18 protein-coding genes are annotated in these 19,204 nt (G+C 55.8%); 13 read left to right on the top strand and 5 right to left on the bottom strand.

Features of this window, described 5'->3' with window-relative positions; all coding sequences use genetic code 11:
* Nucleotides 1-92: 92 nt before the first annotated feature.
* The 3 genes from nusG to BXY66_RS14485 all read left to right on the top strand — a co-directional run bounded on the left by nusG (nt 93) and on the right by BXY66_RS14485 (nt 2,763).
* Nucleotides 93-626 carry a transcription termination/antitermination protein NusG gene (gene nusG, locus BXY66_RS14495; protein ID WP_132861112.1) on the top strand — a complete coding sequence of 178 codons (534 nt, stop codon included), beginning with the start codon at nt 93-95 and terminating at the stop codon, nt 624-626.
* Nucleotides 627-724: 98 nt separating this feature from the next.
* A complete protein-coding gene (locus BXY66_RS14490; protein WP_165929194.1) occupies nt 725-1,498 on the top strand; it encodes a nuclear transport factor 2 family protein in 774 nt (257 codons plus the stop codon).
* 116 nt (nt 1,499-1,614) lie between these two features.
* Nucleotides 1,615-2,763, top strand: coding sequence for an alpha-hydroxy acid oxidase (locus BXY66_RS14485; protein ID WP_132861110.1), 1,149 nt, complete (start codon nt 1,615-1,617; stop codon nt 2,761-2,763).
* A gap of 78 nt (nt 2,764-2,841) precedes the next feature.
* Here BXY66_RS14485 and BXY66_RS14480 read toward each other — a convergent pair whose 3' ends face one another.
* A complete protein-coding gene (locus BXY66_RS14480) occupies nt 2,842-4,215 on the bottom strand; it encodes a hypothetical protein (protein ID WP_132861109.1) in 1,374 nt (457 codons plus the stop codon).
* A gap of 224 nt (nt 4,216-4,439) precedes the next feature.
* Between BXY66_RS14480 and BXY66_RS14475 the strand changes: the two genes are divergently transcribed.
* From BXY66_RS14475 to BXY66_RS14455, 5 genes are all read left to right on the top strand, one after another.
* Nucleotides 4,440-5,288, top strand: a complete 849-nt coding sequence (locus tag BXY66_RS14475) for a nitroreductase family protein (RefSeq protein ID WP_132861108.1) — start codon at nt 4,440-4,442, stop codon at nt 5,286-5,288.
* Nucleotides 5,289-5,512: 224 nt separating this feature from the next.
* Nucleotides 5,513-5,938 (top strand): 50S ribosomal protein L11, encoded by a 426-nt coding sequence (rplK, locus tag BXY66_RS14470; protein ID WP_132861107.1) that lies wholly within the window; start codon nt 5,513-5,515, stop codon nt 5,936-5,938.
* On the top strand, nt 5,938-6,636 hold the full coding sequence (rplA, locus tag BXY66_RS14465) for a 50S ribosomal protein L1 (RefSeq protein ID WP_132861106.1): 699 nt from the start codon (nt 5,938-5,940) through the stop codon (nt 6,634-6,636). The genes rplK and rplA overlap by 1 nt, the downstream gene beginning before the upstream one ends.
* Before the next feature lie 228 nt (nt 6,637-6,864).
* Complete coding sequence (locus BXY66_RS14460; protein WP_132861105.1) at nt 6,865-8,661, top strand: ATP-binding protein; 1,797 nt, start codon at nt 6,865-6,867, stop codon at nt 8,659-8,661.
* Nucleotides 8,652-9,731 carry an extracellular solute-binding protein gene (locus BXY66_RS14455; RefSeq protein WP_132861104.1) on the top strand — a complete coding sequence of 360 codons (1,080 nt, stop codon included), beginning with the start codon at nt 8,652-8,654 and terminating at the stop codon, nt 9,729-9,731. Before BXY66_RS14460 ends, BXY66_RS14455 begins: the two co-directional genes overlap by 10 nt.
* 177 nt (nt 9,732-9,908) lie before the next feature.
* Here the strand turns inward: BXY66_RS14455 and BXY66_RS20705 are convergent, their stop codons facing one another.
* Nucleotides 9,909-11,063 carry a calcium-binding protein gene (locus BXY66_RS20705; protein ID WP_132861103.1) on the bottom strand — a complete coding sequence of 385 codons (1,155 nt, stop codon included), beginning with the start codon at nt 11,061-11,063 and terminating at the stop codon, nt 9,909-9,911.
* Between the two features lie 382 nt (nt 11,064-11,445).
* On the opposite strand from BXY66_RS20705, the gene rplJ reads away from it, so the two are divergent.
* Together rplJ and rplL are read left to right on the top strand one after the other, a co-directional pair.
* Complete coding sequence (gene rplJ, locus BXY66_RS14445) at nt 11,446-11,964, top strand: 50S ribosomal protein L10 (protein ID WP_132861102.1); 519 nt, start codon at nt 11,446-11,448, stop codon at nt 11,962-11,964.
* 71 nt (nt 11,965-12,035) lie between these two features.
* Entirely contained in the window at nt 12,036-12,416 is a 381-nt protein-coding gene (gene rplL, locus BXY66_RS14440; protein WP_132861101.1) for a 50S ribosomal protein L7/L12, read from the top strand.
* 62 nt (nt 12,417-12,478) lie between these two features.
* Here rplL and BXY66_RS14435 read toward each other — a convergent pair whose 3' ends face one another.
* Nucleotides 12,479-13,231, bottom strand: coding sequence for a murein L,D-transpeptidase catalytic domain family protein (locus tag BXY66_RS14435; RefSeq protein WP_243694398.1), 753 nt, complete (start codon nt 13,229-13,231; stop codon nt 12,479-12,481).
* 327 nt (nt 13,232-13,558) lie between these two features.
* Nucleotides 13,559-14,455, bottom strand: a complete 897-nt coding sequence (locus BXY66_RS14430) for a LysR family transcriptional regulator (protein WP_132861099.1) — start codon at nt 14,453-14,455, stop codon at nt 13,559-13,561.
* Between the two features lie 96 nt (nt 14,456-14,551).
* On the opposite strand from BXY66_RS14430, the gene BXY66_RS14425 reads away from it, so the two are divergent.
* Together BXY66_RS14425 and BXY66_RS14420 are read left to right on the top strand one after the other, a co-directional pair.
* Nucleotides 14,552-15,655 (top strand): alanine racemase, encoded by a 1,104-nt coding sequence (locus BXY66_RS14425; protein WP_341785812.1) that lies wholly within the window; start codon nt 14,552-14,554, stop codon nt 15,653-15,655.
* Between the two features lie 5 nt (nt 15,656-15,660).
* Entirely contained in the window at nt 15,661-16,047 is a 387-nt protein-coding gene (locus BXY66_RS14420) for a RidA family protein (RefSeq protein WP_132861098.1), read from the top strand.
* 71 nt (nt 16,048-16,118) lie between these two features.
* Here BXY66_RS14420 and BXY66_RS14415 read toward each other — a convergent pair whose 3' ends face one another.
* A complete protein-coding gene (locus BXY66_RS14415; protein ID WP_132861097.1) occupies nt 16,119-17,459 on the bottom strand; it encodes a serine hydrolase domain-containing protein in 1,341 nt (446 codons plus the stop codon).
* A 177-nt stretch (nt 17,460-17,636) separates the two neighbouring features.
* Here BXY66_RS14415 and BXY66_RS14410 point away from each other — a divergent pair, with 177 nt between their 5' ends.
* Complete coding sequence (locus tag BXY66_RS14410) at nt 17,637-19,178, top strand: hypothetical protein (RefSeq protein WP_132861096.1); 1,542 nt, start codon at nt 17,637-17,639, stop codon at nt 19,176-19,178.
* The last annotated feature ends 26 nt before the right edge of the window (nt 19,179-19,204 follow it).

Genomic DNA, 19,204 nt, shown 5'->3' with positions numbered 1-19,204 from the left:
GCACGCCGATTTTTTGTTCCCAAATGCCCCCGTCGGGGCGCGTATTGAAATGACACCCGGCCCAGGCCGGTAAGACGGGAAAGAACGGTCACATGGCAAAACGGTGGTATTCGGTCAGCGTACTTTCGAACTTCGAGAAGAAGGTCGCCGAGACAATCCGCACGTCGGTCGAAGAGCAAGGGCTCGAGGACCAGATTGACGAAGTGCTGGTGCCGACTGAAGAAGTGATCGAAGTGCGTCGCGGCAAGAAAGTGACCACCGAGCGCCGCTTTATGCCCGGTTACGTTCTCGTGCACATGGAAATGAGCGATCAGGGCTATCACCTGATCAATTCGATCAACCGCGTCACCGGTTTCCTTGGCCCGCAGGGCCGTCCGATGCCGATGCGTGACGCCGAGGTGCAGGGCATCCTTGGTCGCGTGCAGGAAGGCGAAGAAGCGCCGAAGCTGATGATCAGCTTCGAGGTGGGCGAGAAGGTCAAAGTCAACGACGGCCCGTTCGAAGATTTCGACGGCATGGTCGAGGAAGTGGACGAAGACAACCAGCGCCTGAAGGTGACCGTGTCGATCTTTGGCCGCGAGACCCCGGTCGAGTTGGAGTACACTCAGGTGACCAAGCAGGGTTAATGGCTTTAGGGGTCTCCCCTCAAATTCGTGAATTGATTAAGCGCTCCGATGTGTCACCATCGGGGCGTTTTTGTTTGTGCGGTTTGTTGGAGGGCGTCATGGCCACAGCCAAGGAAAATGCGATCGATCTGTATATGAAGGGTATTCGGGACGGGCACGCGGAGGAGGCCGTAAATGCCTACACCGGCGCGCGGTATACGCAACATTCGACAGGAGTGGCGGACGGCAAGGAGGGGTTTCTGGCTTTCTTTGGACCTTTCATCGAGCGCAATCCGGATCGGGACATCCGCGTGGTGCGGGCGCTGCAGGATGGGCCGAAGGTTTTCCTTCAGGCGCATCAGGTTCTGAATGGCGGGGCTGCGAGGTGGGTCACGACGGACTTCTTTGATTCAGACGACGAAGGGCTGATCGTCGAGCATTGGGACGTGATTGGCGAAGACACACCGCCCAATCCGGCGGGTCGAACCTTGGTAGATGGGCCGACGGACGTTGTTGATCTCGATAAAACGGCGGCGAACAAGGCGCTGGTGGCGGAATTTATAGACGCCTGTCTGATCGGGCGGCGGGTAGACCGGATGGGGGATTTCATCAGCGATGAGGTGTTCCATCAGCACTCATCCGGGATGGAGGACGGGCTGGCGGCCTTTGCCGCTTTCTATGGCGCGGAAGACTGTCCGTTGAGTTTTCAGGAGTGCTTCCTGATGGTGGGTGAGGGGAATTTTGTCGCCACGCTCAACCGCACACGGCTGAATGGTCAGGACATGTGTCAGGCGGATATTTTCCGAATTGAGAATGGCAAGATCGTTGAACATTGGGACAATGCAGAGCCGGTGCCGCCGCGCGAGGAATGGGCAAATTCCGGAAAATTCTGAGGGACTCCCACCTTCGTCTTCAGTCGATCACAAACTCTCTTGCAGCTTTGGCAAATATTGGTAAAAGAAAATTACCAATTTAAGGGATTTGCCAAAGCGTCAGGGGAGGGCGTGCCATGCGGCTCACGGATTGCCACAATTTTCAGGACTTTCGGAAGCTGGCCAAGAAGCGCCTGCCGGGACCGATCTTTCACTACATCGACGGGGCGGCGGATGACGAGATCACCTACCGCCGCAACACCACGAGCTTTGACGACGTGGATTTGGTGCCCAACGTCCTGAACGGGGTGGAAAACGTCGATATGTCGGTGGAGGTCATGGGCCAGAAGCTCGACATGCCGATCTATTGCGCGCCCACAGCCTTGCAGCGGTTGTTCCATCACGAAGGCGAGCGGGCGGTTGGCAAGGCGGCGACCAAATACGGAACAATGTTTGGCGTGTCCTCGCTGGCGACGGTGACGGTTGAAGAGATCGAAAAGATCGCGCCGGGGCCGAAGATGTTCCAGTTCTACTTCCACAAGGATCGTGGCTTGAACGATGCGTTGCTGGAACGTGCGCGGGCGGCGAATTTTCAGGTTATGGCGCTGACGGTGGATACCATCACGGGCGGCAACCGCGAACGGGATTTGCGCACGGGCTTTACCTCTCCGCCCAAGCTGACACCGGCTTCGGCCCTGAGTTTTGCGGCGCATCCGATGTGGGCGTGGAACTTCTTCACCAAAGAGAAATTCGACATGCCGCACCTGTCGGGGCATGTGAGCGCAGGGACCAATCTGGCCGTGTCAGTAGGAGAGTATTTCTCGACAATGCTTGACCAGTCGATGAACTGGAAGGACGCGGAGAAGCTCTGTGCCCAATGGAACGGACAGTTTGCTCTAAAAGGCATCATGAGTGTCGAAGACGCAAAGCGGGCGGTTGATATCGGTTGTACCGGTATCATGGTGTCCAACCACGGTGGGCGGCAGTTGGACGGATCGCGCGCGCCGTTTGATCAGCTGGCAGAAATCTGTGACGCCGTGGGCGACCAGATTGATGTGATCTGCGAAGGCGGCATTCAACGCGGCACACATGTGCTGAAGGCGTTGTCGGTTGGGGCGAAGGCCTGTTCCGGCGGGCGGCTTTACCTCTATGCACTCGCGGCGGCGGGGCAGGCTGGTGTCGAACGCGTGCTGGGCAATATGCGCACTGAGATTGAGCGGGACATGAAGCTGATGGGGATCACGAGTCTGGATCAGTTGAGCCGTGAGAATCTGCGCTGGCGCTGAACAATCGTAAGAAAGAAGAATTTCATGCACCCGACCAATTTAGGTCGGGTGTTGTTGTTTCTGACCTGGCGGTAGGCGTCATTTCGGCAAGATGAACGGGCCAAAAATCAGGGAGTAGTAGTATAGCATTTGCACGATAAGAACGGCGATGATGTTACCGATGAGCTGTGCCCAGCCGAGGATCGGAATCCACTTTTGCAACATTTTCTCCAGGATCTCTTCGGCAACCTCCTTGCCCAGTTTCTTGATCAGAAGTTCGCGGAACTTGTCCGAGAGCAGGAAGTCCTCAAGCAAGGTTTTCACAAGCTCCCAGAAATCGTGCTCGGCGGCGGCTCTGAGCAGGTCTTCCCAGACGTCTTTGAACTCTCCGCCGCGGAGGATTTCGAGGATGGGTACGTAAAAGTCGATCAGATCGAGGGCGCCCAAAGTCTTGAACAGGATCTCTTCGATGACCGCTTGCCAATCGGTGGTGGGCGTAGGGGCGAAGAACGCCTTCAGCATCGCCATAGGGACGAAACCATAGCGGTTTTCCATATCAAGAAGTACCTCGAACGAAGGCATCGGGGTTGGCTTGATGGGCATGTGGGTCATCGGGTGCAGGCAGAACTGCTTGTATGAGATGGCCATTTCCGCAGCGTGGGCCTGAATGGAAACGCCTTCGTCATAGAGGTTGATCATTTCGTCCGGCGGGCGTTCGCCCGCGGCCACCATTGCGCTTGCGGTTTCGACCTGCGCGAGGAATCGACCGCTCATCTGGATGATTTTGTGTTCATTCCCGACAACCGCAGGGAAGGGGCGTGCCGAGCCGAAGTTGGCGTGATCTGCCATGATGGCTGCTCGAATGGCCGTCGGATCCGGATTGTCGCGGTTCATTACTGTTTCCCCGACAATCGCGCGCATCGCCAGCGTGGAAACCGGATTGCGGCCCACCGCCACGATATATGGGCTGACAATATTCGCGATCTTGTCGGCGTCTTCCTTTTCAAAACCGCCGTAGTGAAGGTTCTTCGCGAGAACCTCTCCGCTGTAGTCTTTGATGACGTGCTCGCGGTTTATGATCCCCAGTCGTCCAGTGGACAACATGGATGCGGGCGCGCGAGGGCCAACTTCAACGGGCCAGCGCTCCCGCATCCCGCGCCGCCAATCTTTGCCTTCTTTCTGGTGGTAAGGAATGGGCTCGCCAATCGCTTTGCCGTCTTTCGTGTGTTGGTAGGAAATGGGTTTGGTTTGCTTGAACAGGCTGTCAACCTGAACGCTGACGCTCGTGCCTTGGGGCACCTCGTTCTCCCAGGTAATGTGTACTTGATTGTCCTTTGCGACAATCTTTTTGGGCTGCGGCTGTCCAATCACTCTGGGGTTTTTCAGTGAGCCTCCGGACCAGGCGTACAGGATGTGCAAGTCATTGGTGCCGGGTTCCGTGATTTTGAATTTATGTGGTCCTATTACGTGCATAATCGTCTCCTAAAAATCGTTACGCGCACTTGAAATAACGTGCAGTTTTCTTGGGAAAAGCGGCGAAATCTTAACACAAATTAACGATTTTTGCCATTCCGCCGCCGAAACGGCCAGGACCCGGGTTCTTGGAAAACTTGGAAACCGTTTGAGTCCAAATGGATAACTGGTTCCTGTTCAACGGTTGATCTGGCCGTCGCCAGAGAGGCGTGGTAGCAGCCGGTATGACCAAAGTTTCATTACGCGATACTCTTAGAAACCGTTTTGGCCCGACTGGTGAGACCGCCGCAGATCAAGCAGGCTTCTCCGACATTCCGAAACTTCTTTCAAACCTGTCCTCGCGCGGATCCTGCCGTGCTTTTCGGGACCAACCGGTCCCCTTCGAAACGCTCAAGCTTTTGGCCGCTGTCGCGCTGGGCGCGCCAACAAAAAGCGACCTGCAACAATGCGACATTATCATTGTGCAAGACCCTGAGCGTCGGGCGCGTTTGAATGCGTTGATCGACGGAGAAGGTTGGGCACATAGAGCGCCAGCCTTTGTGGTGTTTTGCGGGAACAATCGCCGCCAGCGTCTGATCCACGAGTGGCGGGCATTACCGTTTGCGAACGATCACCTTGACGCCTTTTTCAATGCATCGGTGGATACAGGGATAGTTCTGTCGGCGTATGTTTTGGCAGCGGAAAGCACAGGGCTGGGATGTTGTCCGGTAAGTGCCGTGCGCAACGAGCCGGAAGAGATCAGCAATATTCTCGAGTTACCAGACCATGTCTTTCCGGTTGCGGGGCTTGCGATAGGTTGGCCGCAAGGAGATGCGACTCCGAGCGTCAGGCTGCCATTGGATGTGACTGTGCATCGCGACTGTTATGACGAGCAAAACTTGCGCGGCGTCGTTGAAGCCTATGATCGGGATCGCGAAGCGGTACAGCCCTATGCATCAAGACGAAATGATGCAGCGCATCAGGATCGGCCTGATGCTTATGGTTGGTCCGAGGACAAGGCGCGGCAGTATTCACTTTCCGAACGTCGGGGATTTGGGCGTTTTGTCCGTGACAAAGGGTTTTTGTTGGACTGAGGTGGCTCAATTTGAAGCGATCACCGCATCTGGGAGCAAAGTCCTGGTCGTTCCCAAAAACTGCAGTAAACCCCTTGCCAACTTGATCGAACAGGCGTAGATCGCGCGTCTATCGTCTTCGGGCGAGATTCTCCGTGGGAGATTCGGGCATCGCGATGTTTGGATCGGACCACGCAACATAAACCGGGTGGAACGCGTTCCACCTACGTTGAAAGGAAAACCAAATGGCTAAGAAGCTTGCTGGTACAATGAAGCTGCAGGTTCCTGCAGGTCAAGCCAACCCTTCCCCACCCGTCGGTCCGGCGCTGGGTCAGCGCGGCATCAACATCATGGAATTCTGTAAGGCGTTCAACGCCAAGACACAGGACATGGAGCCCGGCGCGCCGTGCCCGACCGTGATCACCTACTATCAGGACAAGTCCTTCACCATGGACATCAAGACGCCGCCTGCGTCTTATTACCTGAAGAAGGCTGCCAAGCTGAAATCCGGTGCGAACAACCCGGGTCGTGAGACCGTGGGTTCCGTCACCGCCGCTCAGGTGAAAGAAATCGCCGAAGCGAAAATGAAAGACCTGAACGCTAACGACATCGATGCTGCAATGCAGATCATCCTTGGCTCCGCGCGTTCCATGGGCATCGAGGTGAAGTAATGGCGAAGCTTGGAAAACGTACTGCCGCAGCGCGCGAAGCGTTCGCAGGCAAAGAGAACCTGACCGTCGAAGAAGCTGTTGCTCTGGTCAAAGGCAACGCCACCGCGAAATTCGACGAAACCGTCGAAATCGCTGTTCAGCTGGGTGTTGACCCACGCCACGCAGACCAGATGGTCCGCGGCGTTGTTGGTCTGCCTAACGGCACCGGCAAAACCGTTCGCGTTGCAGTGTTTGCACGTGGCCCGAAAGCGGAAGAAGCTCAGGCAGCTGGCGCAGACATCGTTGGCGCAGAAGACCTGATGGAAACCGTTCAAGGCGGAACCATCGAGTTCGATCGCTGCATTGCGACCCCGGACATGATGCCTGTTGTTGGTCGTCTGGGTAAAGTCCTGGGCCCACGCAACCTGATGCCGAACCCCAAGATTGGCACCGTGACCATGGACGTGGCCGACGCGGTCAAGAACGCCAAAGGTGGCGAAGTTCAGTTCAAAGTCGAGAAAGCCGGCGTTGTACACGCAGGTGTCGGCAAAGCTTCCTTCGACGAAGGCAAGCTGGTTGAGAACGTGAAAGCCTTTATGGAAGCCGTTCTGAAAGCCAAGCCAGCTGGCGCAAAAGGCGCATACGTCAAAAAGATCGCTCTGAGCTCCACCATGGGCCCGGGCGTGACCATCGACGTGGACGCGGCAGCCGCTCAGTAAGGTCGAAAGAACCAATAATTTGAGGGCGTCCCAATCGGGGCGCCCTTTTTCGTTTTGACTGCGCGGAGAGGGTCTCTCGAATTTTTTCTAAATAGCGGTGGGGTCTCTCGTTGTATTAACCCAACGGAAATTCAAATCGGGTCTTTGTCGGTTTCAATTGAAACAGGTCTGGCCGTGAAAAGTTCGAAACTATCCAAAGACTATATTCGTCGTAGAGGAACCCTCGCTTTGGGTATCCTACTTGTGGCGAGTCTCGGAGCCTTCTTCATTTCGACCCACAGCCAGCGCGCCACCGCAATGCGAAACAGCAATGCGCACGATCTGGACAAAATCCTTGTGTCTGTCGCGGAAATGTCCACCGCATTCGAGCAGATCCGAGTCAATCCAATGTCGCAGCGCTCGGAAGTTGATCAGGCGAGGGTCGGTCGCGCTGTGCGCAGCGGTGAGCAAGCACTTGAGCGCGTGCACATCGCCTTGGAGGCCGGACAATATTCTGAAAGCTCTGAACGGGTGCTGCGCCAGCCGACGCTGAGCCCACTAAATGAGCTGGAGGATCTGTTTTTTCTGGCGAACAAAGTGGTGACTTCGTCGCGCTCGGATCCTGGAACAGCGAAGGCAGCCGCTTTGGCCGCCAACATAAGCAGGCAGGTTTTGCCCGTTCTTTTGAAGGTGTCGGAATCAGAGTTGCTCTCTGTCCAACAAGCCGGTCATCGGCAGGTCCTCTTTTCTCTGGTCGCTATTCTGCTGACGCTTGGCGGTATGGCCGTCGCGTTTTTCACGGTCTTGTTGCCGACAGAACGCTATGTTGTTTCCAGCCAGGAAGAGATCGAGGCGGGGCGGCAAGAAGCACTCGCTGCCTCGCAGGCAAAATCGCTGTTTCTGGCGACTATGAGTCATGAAATTCGCACGCCACTGAACGGTGTACTCGGATTGAACCAACTTTTGTTGGAAGGTGAAACCGATCCGGAACGGCGGCAAATGCTGTCCCTTGCTGTCTCCAGCGGGCAGTCGCTTCATCAGATCATCAACGACATTCTGGACCTGTCCAAGATCGAGGCGGGCAAGCTTGAACTGGAGCGCGCCGACTTTGATGTCCGGCAGCTTTGCCAGGAAGTGGGGGATTTGTTTGCGGCGCAGGCCAAACAAAAGGGCATCGTGCTGAAGCTTGAAGTCGGAGACACAGGCGAAGGTTGCTGGGTATCCGGATTTGCCAAGCCAACGCGTCAGGTGGTGCTGAACCTCGTCAACAACGCGGTGAAATTCACAGACAGCGGATCCATTGTTCTTCGACTCGAAGAAATCTCGGGCAACGCTGAGAAACCAAGGATGGTTCGCATTTCTGTTCAGGATACAGGCATTGGCATTTCCGAGGATGCGCTTGATCGTGTGTTTGACCAATTCGAACAGGCTGATGCTTCGACAACGACGCGGTTTGGCGGCACCGGCCTCGGGTTGGCGATTGTGAAGCGTCTTGCCGAGGCGATGGGGGGCGACGTTGATGTCGAAAGCACTGTTGGTTGTGGTTCAACATTCTCGGTGGTCCTGCCTGTGCGGGATGCGGCGCCACGGCCAGTCTTCTCGCAGAAACGAAGCCGCGACCTGAGTTGTCTTGAAGGGCGAAAAGTGCTGGTGGTTGACGATAACCGGGTCAATCGGCTGGTCGCCACCAAAATGCTGGAACGGCTTGGTTGCGTGGTTCTGTGTGCCGAAGACGGCATCGCCGCAGTCAAGGCCGAAGCTGACTGGCGGCCCGAGTTGGTCCTTATGGATGTCAGGATGCCGGGCATAGACGGGCTCGAAGCAACACGGCGCATTCACGACAACGCTGTAGAGGCGAACCGCGTGGCGGCTCCAATTGTTGGCCTGTCGGCAAATGCCATGGAAGAACATCGGGAAGAGGGGCTCGCCGCCGGTATGGACGGCTATTTGACCAAACCCCTGAAACGTGAGGCGCTCGAAGAAGAATTGCTGCGCCACCTGAACTTTAAAAATGCAGAAGAGAAAGAGAACATCAAATGCGCATGACGGAAATATCGAAAGTGGTTTTAGCCACAGTTGCGATTGCGCAACCTCTGGCTGCTGATACGGATGAAATCTGGTTCTACAACTGGTCGGAATTCATTGACCCTGCAGTCCTCGAAAGTTTCGAGGAGGCTCACGGAAAATCTGTCAGGGTTGAGCAATATGGCGAAAGCAACGAAGCCGAGTCACGCCTTGCTGCAATGGGCACTGGCTATGATCTGGCGGTTGTTGGAGCCGAGACCGTTGGTCGTTTGGCTGAAGCTGGCGCGCTCCAGAAGTTTGATCCGGCGCTTGCGCCCAACATTGCCGATCTGGACGCGGAACTTTGGGATGTTTTCCGCAAAACGGTTCCGGAAGCAGATGGATACGCGGTGCCATATCTGTGGGGCACAACCGGGTTGGTGTTTGATCGCGAGGCGGTGGCTGAGCGATTGCCTGATGTTCCCACGGACAGCTGGGCGTTGATTTATGATCCGGAGAATGCGGCCAAGCTTGCGGATTGTGGCATTTCGATCATTGATTCCAATGAGGAAGTCGTTGCTACGGTATTGGCCTATCTCGGCAAAGACCCGCATTCTCTTGCGCAGGACGATCTGGATGCGGCTTTTGACGTGCTGGCATCAATTGCGCCCTATGTGCGTTCCTATGACACGGACCAATATGACGACCTTGTGGAAGAAAAGGTTTGTGTTTCCGTTACATGGAGCACCGAGGCGCTTGGTCCCATGATCGACGAGATTACAGACAAATACGAATATGTGTTGCCGAAGGAGGGAGCCAACATTTGGGTGGACTCTTTCGTGCTTCCTGTGGACTCCCAAAACGTCACTGGGGCGATGGAGTTTCTGAATCACGTCGTTGAACCGGAAAACCTCGCACTCTCAACGATTTGGGGAGGGGCGGCTATCTCTGCGCCCGTGACCTTGGAAATGGTGGATTGGGATGTTTACAACATCCCGGCTCTGACGTTGCCGGAAGAAGTTCGAGAAAACCTGTTTTTTGTATCTATGCGTAGCAGCGAACAAAAAAGGGAGCTGGATCGGCGTTGGCGATTTATGCAGATTGGCATGTAAATGGTGGGGCGCTTTGGGCGTAATTGCGTGACGGGACGCTTAATGTGCTTGCCTTGACGCAAGTTCTAGCGGGCTAGCCGCCTATTGCATAGCGCGTTGGGGAGGAAATGCTGGCAGCGTTGCGTAGAGTTCCGGGCCGATGGGACTGACGCAAGACAGTGACATCGAGCCCGCTGTTCAGAACAGAAAATTGATGCTGTCGAAGGTGCTCAGGGTTTCGCCTTGTATCAGGATGGAATTCCCTATGCCGGTGATAATCAACAGATCGTCTCCCACTGTTGAAGAAGCGGCTTTGACATCGCTGGATGATGCGAAAGCTGAATGGTGGCGAAAGTTCACCACGTCGGAGTTACCCAATTTGCTTATCGTGTCGTTACCGTGCGCGTCCTTGAACACAAATGTGTCTGCATGGGCTCCGCCATCCAGAAAATCATCGCCCTTTCCACCCAGCAACGTGTCCTCTCCCCAACCGCCGATTAGGCTGTCGTCGCCGCCCCCGCCGCTCAGGAAATCATTGTCGTGGTGGCCAAAGAGCGTGTCGTTTCCGGCTTGGCCCTTGAGGATGTCTTCGCCGACAAATCCGAACAGCGTGTCGTTGTCCTGTCCGCCAAGCATTGTGTCGTCGCCGTAGCCCCCATTCAGAGTGTCGTTGCCTGTTCCGCCGGACATGTGATCGTGCCCGATCTGGGGAGTATGTGTGTAAGGAGGAAGGTAGTCGCCATCGAGAAGGTCGTCTCCCGCGCCGCCGACGAGGACGTCGTCACCAGACCAGCCCTGCAATGAGTCGTTGCCGGCAAATCCGAGCAGTGTGTCATTACCTTCGCGTCCATTAAGCTCGTTGGCTGACCGGTTACCGGCAATGTAATCGGCGAAATCGGAGGCCATGACGTTTTCAATGCTGCGCAGTGTTATTTGACCGAACTCGGTTGCCTGAACGCTTTGCAAACGCAAGTCTATCGTGATGCCTGTGGTTGCTATGTAGCGAGCCATGCTCAGCGTATCGCTTCCGCCTCCGCCGTTAAAAAGGCTGTCTCCGACGTCCCAAGCAATAAGATCATCACCCAAACCACCAAAAACTGAGTCGTTACCAGTTTCGGCGGCCAAATAGTCGTTACCTGCTCCGCCGCGTAGCGTGTCGGTTCCGACGCCGCCAAAGATCAAATCACTACCGTCGCCGCCCCAAAGTGCGTCGTCGCCTTCGTCACCGTGCAGGCGATCGTTTCCCGCGCGGCCGCGCAGGGTGTCGTTGCCAAGGTAGCCACGGATAATGTCGCCGAGTTCGCTGCCGATGAGTGCGCTGTCGTCCAGATCTGTGCCGCCTACGAATGCCATTCTGTTGTCCTCAAAATGAAGTCGGGATTCTATGGGTATTTGGAAACACAGGCAGCATAGCACATAACTGAAGTGCGCGTTGTGATTGCATCCTTTCACTTTCCTGTGGACAAAGCTGTAGGCTGGGCCTAAAGACGCCCTGCCCACACGCAGAGTGTCATCTTGATTCTCTGTGAGTGGCCTGTCCAAGACGAAGGGTTCGGATTTCGGTCTGAATAATTCCTTTCTGAGATGGGGTAAGAGACAAGAATTCTTATGAAGGGCCCTGTTGGGCGCTTCGGCGATCTTGGTTCCCAACCCTTTTGTATGGACCTAAACGCGTGCCGCTTTTGTGGTGCGCAAAACTGAGCCGGGGAGCAATCCCCAATTTTGGAGTAAAACTGTGGATAGAGCACAAAAAGAGAAGTTGGTCGAAGAGCTCGGCCAGATCTTTGAAAGCTCTGGCGTTGTAGTGGTTGCCCACTACGCGGGTCTCACGGTTGCTGACATGCAAGACCTCCGTGCGCGTGCGCGCGAAGCGGGTGGTGCAGTGCGTGTCGCCAAGAACAGGCTCGCCAAGATCGCCCTGGACGGCAAACCATGCGAAAGCATTGGTGGCCTTCTGTCGGGTATGACCGTTCTGACCTATTCCGAGGACCCTGTGGCAGCAGCCAAAGTGGCCGAGGACTTCGCCAAGGATAACAAAAAGTTTGAAATCCTCGGCGGTGCAATGGGCGAGAACGCTCTGGACCGTGCTGGTGTTACAGCAGTGTCGAAAATGCCTTCCCGCGAGGAGCTTATTGCCTCCATCGTTGGCTGCATCGGCGCACCTGCTTCCAACATCGCCGGCGCCATTGGCGCACCTGCTTCGAACATCGCATCCATCCTGTCTACCATCGAGGAAAAGGCAGAGGCTGCGTAAGCAACTTACGAACCGCGTAGGCACAATTGCCCAACGTTGGAACACATACCTAGAAACGGAAAGAGTCAAAAATGGCTGATCTGAAAGCACTCGCCGAAAGCATCGTGGGTCTGACCCTGCTGGAAGCACAAGAACTGAAAACCATCCTCAAAGACGAGTATGGCATCGAGCCCGCAGCTGGCGGCGCAGTTGTAATGGCAGGCGGCGGCGACGCAGCCGGCGGCGCAGCTGAAGAAGAAAAGACTGAATTCGACGTGATCCTGAAATCTGCAGGCGCATCGAAAATCAACGTCATCAAAGAAGTCCGCGGCATCACTGGCCTGGGCCTCAAAGAAGCTAAAGAACTGGTTGAAGCCGGCGGCAAAGCTGTCAAAGAAGGCGTCTCCAAGGACGAAGCTGAAGAGATCAAAGGCAAGCTGGAAGCAGCTGGCGCCGAGGTCGAAGTTAAGTAATTCGGGTTTTCACCGAGTTATTGCAGGCGTCCCTTTCGGGGCGCCTGTTTTCGTTTGGGCACCTATTCACATAGCGGAAGTTCAAGCGGAGGCCGCTTTGGCAAAGAACTGCGCCATTCGTTAATGATCGGCTGTAGTGTGCGTTTGGGCCAGAATTTCGGGGTGCCGATAGCTGCGAGGCAGGCTTCGTTCCAATAGAGCCCGGCCCGCGCCAGCGACGTTCCCTTTTTAACCGCCTTGGCGATTGCGTTGATGTCCTGTGATGCGGGGTAGATGTAAAGCGTTGTGGGGTTGCCATCGGCGATCCTGAGTATTTCCGTGGTCGCCGGTTTTGACCATGTGGTGCATCCATTGCTGCGACCTGAGGTGTAATCCACAAGTCTTCCGAAAGGCACAAATCCATCATCGTCGGCGTGTTTGCTTTGTGGCCTTTCCATTCGGCACTGCCATTTCAGGAACATGGCACGGTGACCGCCAATGGCGCGCTCGCGCGCGTTACTTGTCTCGCCTTCGCCGTCAAACAAAAGAAACGTGCGGAGAAATGGTTTGGTGCCAGACGTGCTTTGATAGTAGCCCTTGAACGAAGTGCGGGATTCAGCCGTTACATAGGCGCCTCCAGCCGTGAGCTTCGAGCCTTCAGCATTGCTGAAGTTGCGCGCACATTGCCGACCATTCGAAAAGTTTGCGCGGGCAAGTTTACGGCCGTTTCCGTATCCCGAGGATACGGCCTTGAAGGTTTTCGACGATTCACAAATCACATAGAATCGAGATAGTGCGGCGCCATTGGACGCGGTGCTTGGTCGAGTAGCGTCCATTGCGAAATAGCAGCCGTTTTTTACGGCGCCACTTTGCGTCTTCTCCCGATAGAGTGCACGCGCCCTATCCAGTACGACCGGCGCGATCTGGTTGTGACCCGTACCGACATGTTTTTGCAGCCAGACTGGGACATCTGCTGAAAGCGAGGAGGCGATCGCCGGTGTTGCGTTTAGCAACCCGGAGAATAGAGAAACCGAAAGGACTAGACTGAGTGACTTAAGCAACAAAACATAGGCCTCGAACAGGGAAACAGCGATCAGTTGTTGTCAGCCTGCACGAAAAAGGCGTGCCCGGTCTAGGGGAGGCGGGCAAATTTGAAGTCGGGCTCAGGTGTTGGAAAGACCTTCCCGGAGATGATTGAGTAGGGCGGTTACTTTTTTTGGGCGCAGATGCGATGGTTGCACGATGGCGACGACGTCGGCATCTGGTAGGGACCACTCAGGCAGAACCCTGAGCAGTCGTCCGCGGTCGATGTCGTCTCTGACGCTCCATTCGGAGCGTTCGACAATCCCCAAACCATCTAGCGCCCAAGCGCGAACAACTTCGCCGTCGTTGCTTCGGAAAGCCGGTGTAAATCGAACGCGGCATTCCAATCCATCATCGCTGCTAAAACGCCAATGCGTGACATCCGCGGCGTCTTCTTGGATGCAACCACATCTATGGCTCGAAAGGTGGCTTGGATGCTCCGGGTGCCCAACCGATGCGAGATAGGTTGGCGAAGCGCAAAGCAGGCGTTTGTTCCTACAAAGGACGGTTTGCGTTGCGCTCAGGTCGGGCAGGCGGCCCACGTTTACGACAATGTCCCATGTTTCGTCGCCCATGTGTCGGCGTGGGTGATCTGACAGAAAGAGGTCCGGAGAAATGTCGGGGTGGGCTTTTGCAAAGGTTCCGACAAGCGGCGCAATGTTTAGGCGCCCGTAGCCGAAAGGCGCGAGAATCCGGACTGGACCTGACAACGCTTCCCGCTTCTCGAAGAGGTCTTTCATCAAAGCGTCTGCCTGATTAAGCAAAGGATCCGCTTTTTGTAGCAGTTCAGCGCCTTCGCCGGTCAGGCCAAGACCATTTGGGCCGCGGTTGATCAATGCAAGCCCCATGCGGTTCTCCAATGCCGAAAGGCGCTGCGACACAGCCGGCGGTGACACGCCAAGGTGTCTGGCGGCGTCCGACAAGGACGCGGATTTCGCCACCGTTCTAAAGAAGTGGAGATCCGAAAGGTCGATCATAAGAGAACACTTAAATAAGCTTTAAGTAGAACTTTATAACGTCGATGGAAATGGCGTGATAGGCAAGGGAAAAGCAATATTACCGGAGATATTGGGGTGTTTGACCAACTTGCCACGCCTTGTCTGGTGCTCGACGAAGCACGGATGATGCGGAACATAAATCGCTTGCGGACGCGTTCCGAAGCTCTTGGCGTAGATCTGCGACCGCATTTGAAAACCTGCAAGTCTGTTGAGGTGGCGAGACGGGTTTTGCATGAGGGTGGAGCAGCAACGGTTTCCACTTTGAAAGAAGTAGAAGAATTCGCCGCGGCGGGCGTTGATGACGTCGTCTATGCCGTCGGGATTGCACCAGACAAATTGGAGGCAGTCGCGGAGCTGCGGAGAAGTGGTTGCGACGTCAAAGTGCTGCTGGACAGTCTGGAGCAAGCTGAGGCGGTCGTTGCCGCGGGTGTACCCGCGCTGATCGAAATTGACAGTGACCGACACAGGGGAGGGGTGCGCGCAGACGATCCGATGTTGATCGATATTGGCCAGACGCTAGACAAAAACGGTTTGCTGCGAGGGGTGCTTACGCATGCCGGAGAGAGTTATTCCGTTAGTGGCCGGGAACAGCATGCAGCGTTCGCGGAGATGGAACGTTCGGAAGCGGTGGCGGCGGCCAACGCGCTCAGGGCTGCGGGGCTTTCCTGCGAAGTTGTAAGCGTAGGGTCGACACCGACAGCCCACGCCGCAACCGATCTCACGGGCGTTACTGAATTGCGTGCAGGTGTGTACGTGTTTTTTGATCTTGTGATGGCAGGGATTGGAGTGTGCAGCGTTGACGACATCGCCTTGTCGGTTCTGACAACGGTGATCGGGCATCAAAAGGAGCGCGGCTGGATATTGTGCGATGCGGGGTGGATGGCCATGTCGCGTGACCGAGGAACGGCGAACCAGACCGTTGATCAGGGTTATGGCATCGTGTGTGATGCTTCGGGCAATCCCTTTAACGACCTGATTGTCGCGGCGGCAAACCAGGAACACGGGACCATTGCTGTTCGGGCTGGCTCCGGCGCGTCACTGCCGGATTTGCCGGTGGGGACGAAAATTCGGATTTTGCCGAACCATGCCTGTGCCACGGCAGCGCAGCACGAGAGCTACAATGTTATTTCAGAAGGCGAAGACAAGGTTCAAAATTGGCCGCGCTTTCGAGGTTGGTAACAAGCATGACAAAGATTGAATTGATCGAAACGGAGGCCGCCCCAGCCGCTGGAGGACACTATTCGCAAGCCGTTCGCACAAACGGGCAAGTCTGGGTGTCCGGAGTCTTGCCTATCCCGGCGAAAGGATTGCCAGACGGCGCGGATTTCGGCGCGCAAACGGAGCGCGTGCTTGCCCACCTTGACGCGGTGTTGACCGCGGCAGGAGCGTCGAAAAAGGACGTGGTTCAGGTGCGAGTCTACGTGACAAGCATTTCGCATTGGCCGGCCTTTGATCGTGCCTATGCCGCATTCTTCGGCGAGCACAAACCAGCGCGCGCTGTGGTGCCTGTTCCAGAATTGCACTACGGCTATGCGCTCGAACTGGAGGCCGTGGCTGTTTGCCAAACGTGAGGCGCAGTTTGCTGCACCAAAAAAAGCGCCCCGAAGTTGGGGCGCTGAAATTGTGTGAAATTGCTTGGGTTTTATTTGCTCAGGTGATCGACGATCGCGTCGAAGGCGTTCACGTCGTAGGTTTCGAAGAAGTCTCCTTTTGATACTGGCTGCGAAGACTGTTTGATGATGGCAACATCGCGTTCCACATCGATGTAGATCCATTGGCCGTGGATGCCGATTGCCGAGAAGGCTTCTTTGCCTTCGGTGTGGCGGACCCACCATTGTGCGCGGTAGCTCCAGTCTTTGTTGCCCATGACGCCAGCGCTTTCCGGTCCGTTGGAGAACGCGTCGATGTTGCCGCCGTCGGACAATTGCTGGATGACGTCCGGATCAACCACTTCCTGCCCGTTCACCTCACCGTCATTCAGCATCATGGCTGCAAAGCGGGCCAGATTGTTCGGAGTAGCGTTCAGACCGCCACCTGCAAAGAGAGTTCCGTTGGAGTCGAGCAGGACGTATGTCTCACCATCGGCGCCGATCTTTTTCCAGAGTACGTCTTCGAGGTTGTCCTGGAACGATTTGCCAGTTGCGCGGTTCGCGACCCAGTTTACGACGTCGGTCTTGGGAGTCTGGTAATGGAAGACTTCTCCGTGTTCGTGGGCGTCGTCGTTGTCCAGCGTCGGCAGGTACTCGTAAATGGTATTCGCCGGGCGGTTTGCGTCGGTGGACGGCAACATACCCAGCACGCGACCATATTCCTGAATGCCGGAGTTTGGATCCGCGTAATCCTCGGTGAAGTTCATCGAATTGGTCATGTCGAGCACTTCGCCGAATGTGGCGTCGCCGAATGCGCCTGATACGCCCAATTCCGGTATAATGTCAGCGACTTTGTCGTCTTCGCTAACTTTGCCTTCATGGGCGGCAATCAGTCCGAAGAGGCCAGCGAAGGATTTGGTCACAGACATCATCTGATGTGGCTGGTCGGCGTTCATACCGTTGAGGTAGCTCTCGTGGACGACTTTGCCGTCTTTGACGACAACAAGGGCGTCAGTGAAGGTTTCCTCCAGATAGGTTTTGAAATCTGACTGTGAACCGTCGAGACGTGTGATGTCCAACTCTTCGATTGCGCCGTCAATGGCGCGGTCCAGATCAATTGCGTATTGCGCCGCTGCAATGTCCGCAGACGGGAAGAAAGACCGCATATTTTGATACGACCAGCGGTTTTGCGGGACGCCGAACAGGGCGTTGTCGCGAGTAACCTGAGCTTCAGGGGCAGGCGGGAAGCCTTGCATCAGGCCCAGCTCATGGTGAGTGGCATACTCATATTGGGCGTTGTCAGCATTGGCGGCAGGAGCCAGGGCGATCATCGCCGCGAGAACGCCACATGTCAGGGAAGTTGCGGCGCGGCGGGCGGAGAATTGAACTCTCATTTTATCTGTCCTTCATTTGTTGCGGGAAGCTCCGCGTTTCTGATGATCCAAAAATAGCGAACCGGTTGAGACTTCGGGATGTTGAAAACCGTTAATAACAGTTTGGCGGATGTCTAGACCGTGCATTGCGTCAAGTTCTTGTTTCGATAGGTTGTATGTATCAGTTGGAGCATAGATTTGACCGATAAACCCACAAAGGAAGAAATCGTCCAGCAGCTTGACCGCCTGTTGGGTTCTCCGGACTTTGCTGCTGGCCCAAGATTGCAGAAGTTTCTCACCCACATCGTAACCGAGGAACTCGAGGGGCGGGGTGAGCTGCTCAAGGGAACAGCTTTGGCCATGGACGTTTTTGGGCGCGGCGCGGACTTTGATCCCAACAACGATTCGATCGTCCGCATCGAAGCCATCAAGCTTCGCAAGGCCGTCGAGCATTACTATCTGACAGCTGGCGCGGAAGACGAAGTCGTCATAACGGTGCCCAAAGGACGCTATAGGCCCGCCTTCCAGCGCCGAACGATCGAGCCGTCGAAGTCTGTGCCGGTGGCGCGGCGCGGCTTGCCGACTCTTGTCATATGCCAATTTGAAGGGGCAACGACCGAAAAGGCTTCGGTTTATCGGGACGGATTACCCGAAGAAATCGGTCTGGAACTGGCCCGTTTCGGACAGATCAGAGTGATTTCCGGTTGGCATGAAAGCCTTGCGGGCAAAAGTCCGGGCATGGCGGATTTGCCTGCACAAGCCGACTATCTACTGCGCGGCAACGTGAGGGAGGCCGGTGGCAAATTACGTGTGTCGGTCCAGCTTGAACGCATTCCCGGAAATTCGCTGGTTTGGTCTGACAGGTTCCGGGTCTCGGGTGACGAGGAAGATCCATTTGATGTTCAGGAAAAGATCGCAAAGCACTGCGCGACCCGTATGGTGGACGCCTATGGTGCGGTTTCCGAAGACCTAAACGCCCAGTATTCCGGACGTATGGCCGAGGATGCAGGCGTCTTTGAGGCGCTGCTGAGTTTTCATGCCCACATGCGTACGTCACGACAGTCCAGCCTAGCGGAATTCGCCTCCTTGACGGACGCCGCTTTGCAGGACAACCCCTCGAGCGGTCTGGCACATGCGCTCAAGTCGATTTCCTTGATTGAGCAGGCAGCTGTCGGGGGGGCGGCTGTTTCGGATATTGTCGAGGCGGGGCGGCAGCACGCGGAACAAGCGGTGGCGCTTGCACCGAATTGTCAGGAAGCCTTGTTTGCATTGGCGAGCTTTGCGCGCTTTCAAGGAGACACCGCACGTTATGAAACCCTGTTGGCACGGGCTGTCGCGGCCAATCCGAATGCTGCGTTGATGTCCGGCATGGTGGGAGGCTGGTTGGCCGCCATGGGGAACACTCGGGAGGCGGCGGCAATGATTGACGAGGCGCGTGCGCGCAATCCTCTGTTGCCGATCTGGATGAATGTTCCGCGTGCGCTTGATCCGTTTATGAATGGCGATTTTGCTGAGGCGTCCGCAATGGTGCGTGACGTGGACGGACGGGACAACTTGTATGACTGGATGCTGATAGCAGCCATTCACGGAAAATCAGGTGAGCTAGGTCTGGGGGAGGCGGCACTCGGTGTTTTCCGAGACGCCAACATCGACGTTTTCGACTACCTCTCTTCGATACCTTTGGGTGAGACGGTCTCGGCGAGGATCACAGAAGGACTGCGCGCGTTGTCGAGTGGGTAAGTGCGCTGACAGCATCAAGGCATGGC

This window comes from Shimia isoporae (assembly GCF_004346865.1).
Lineage (GTDB): Bacteria > Pseudomonadota > Alphaproteobacteria > Rhodobacterales > Rhodobacteraceae > Shimia > Shimia isoporae.
The sequence above is the reverse complement of the archived record's forward strand: the minus strand, read 5'-3'. Positions and strand labels throughout refer to the sequence as shown.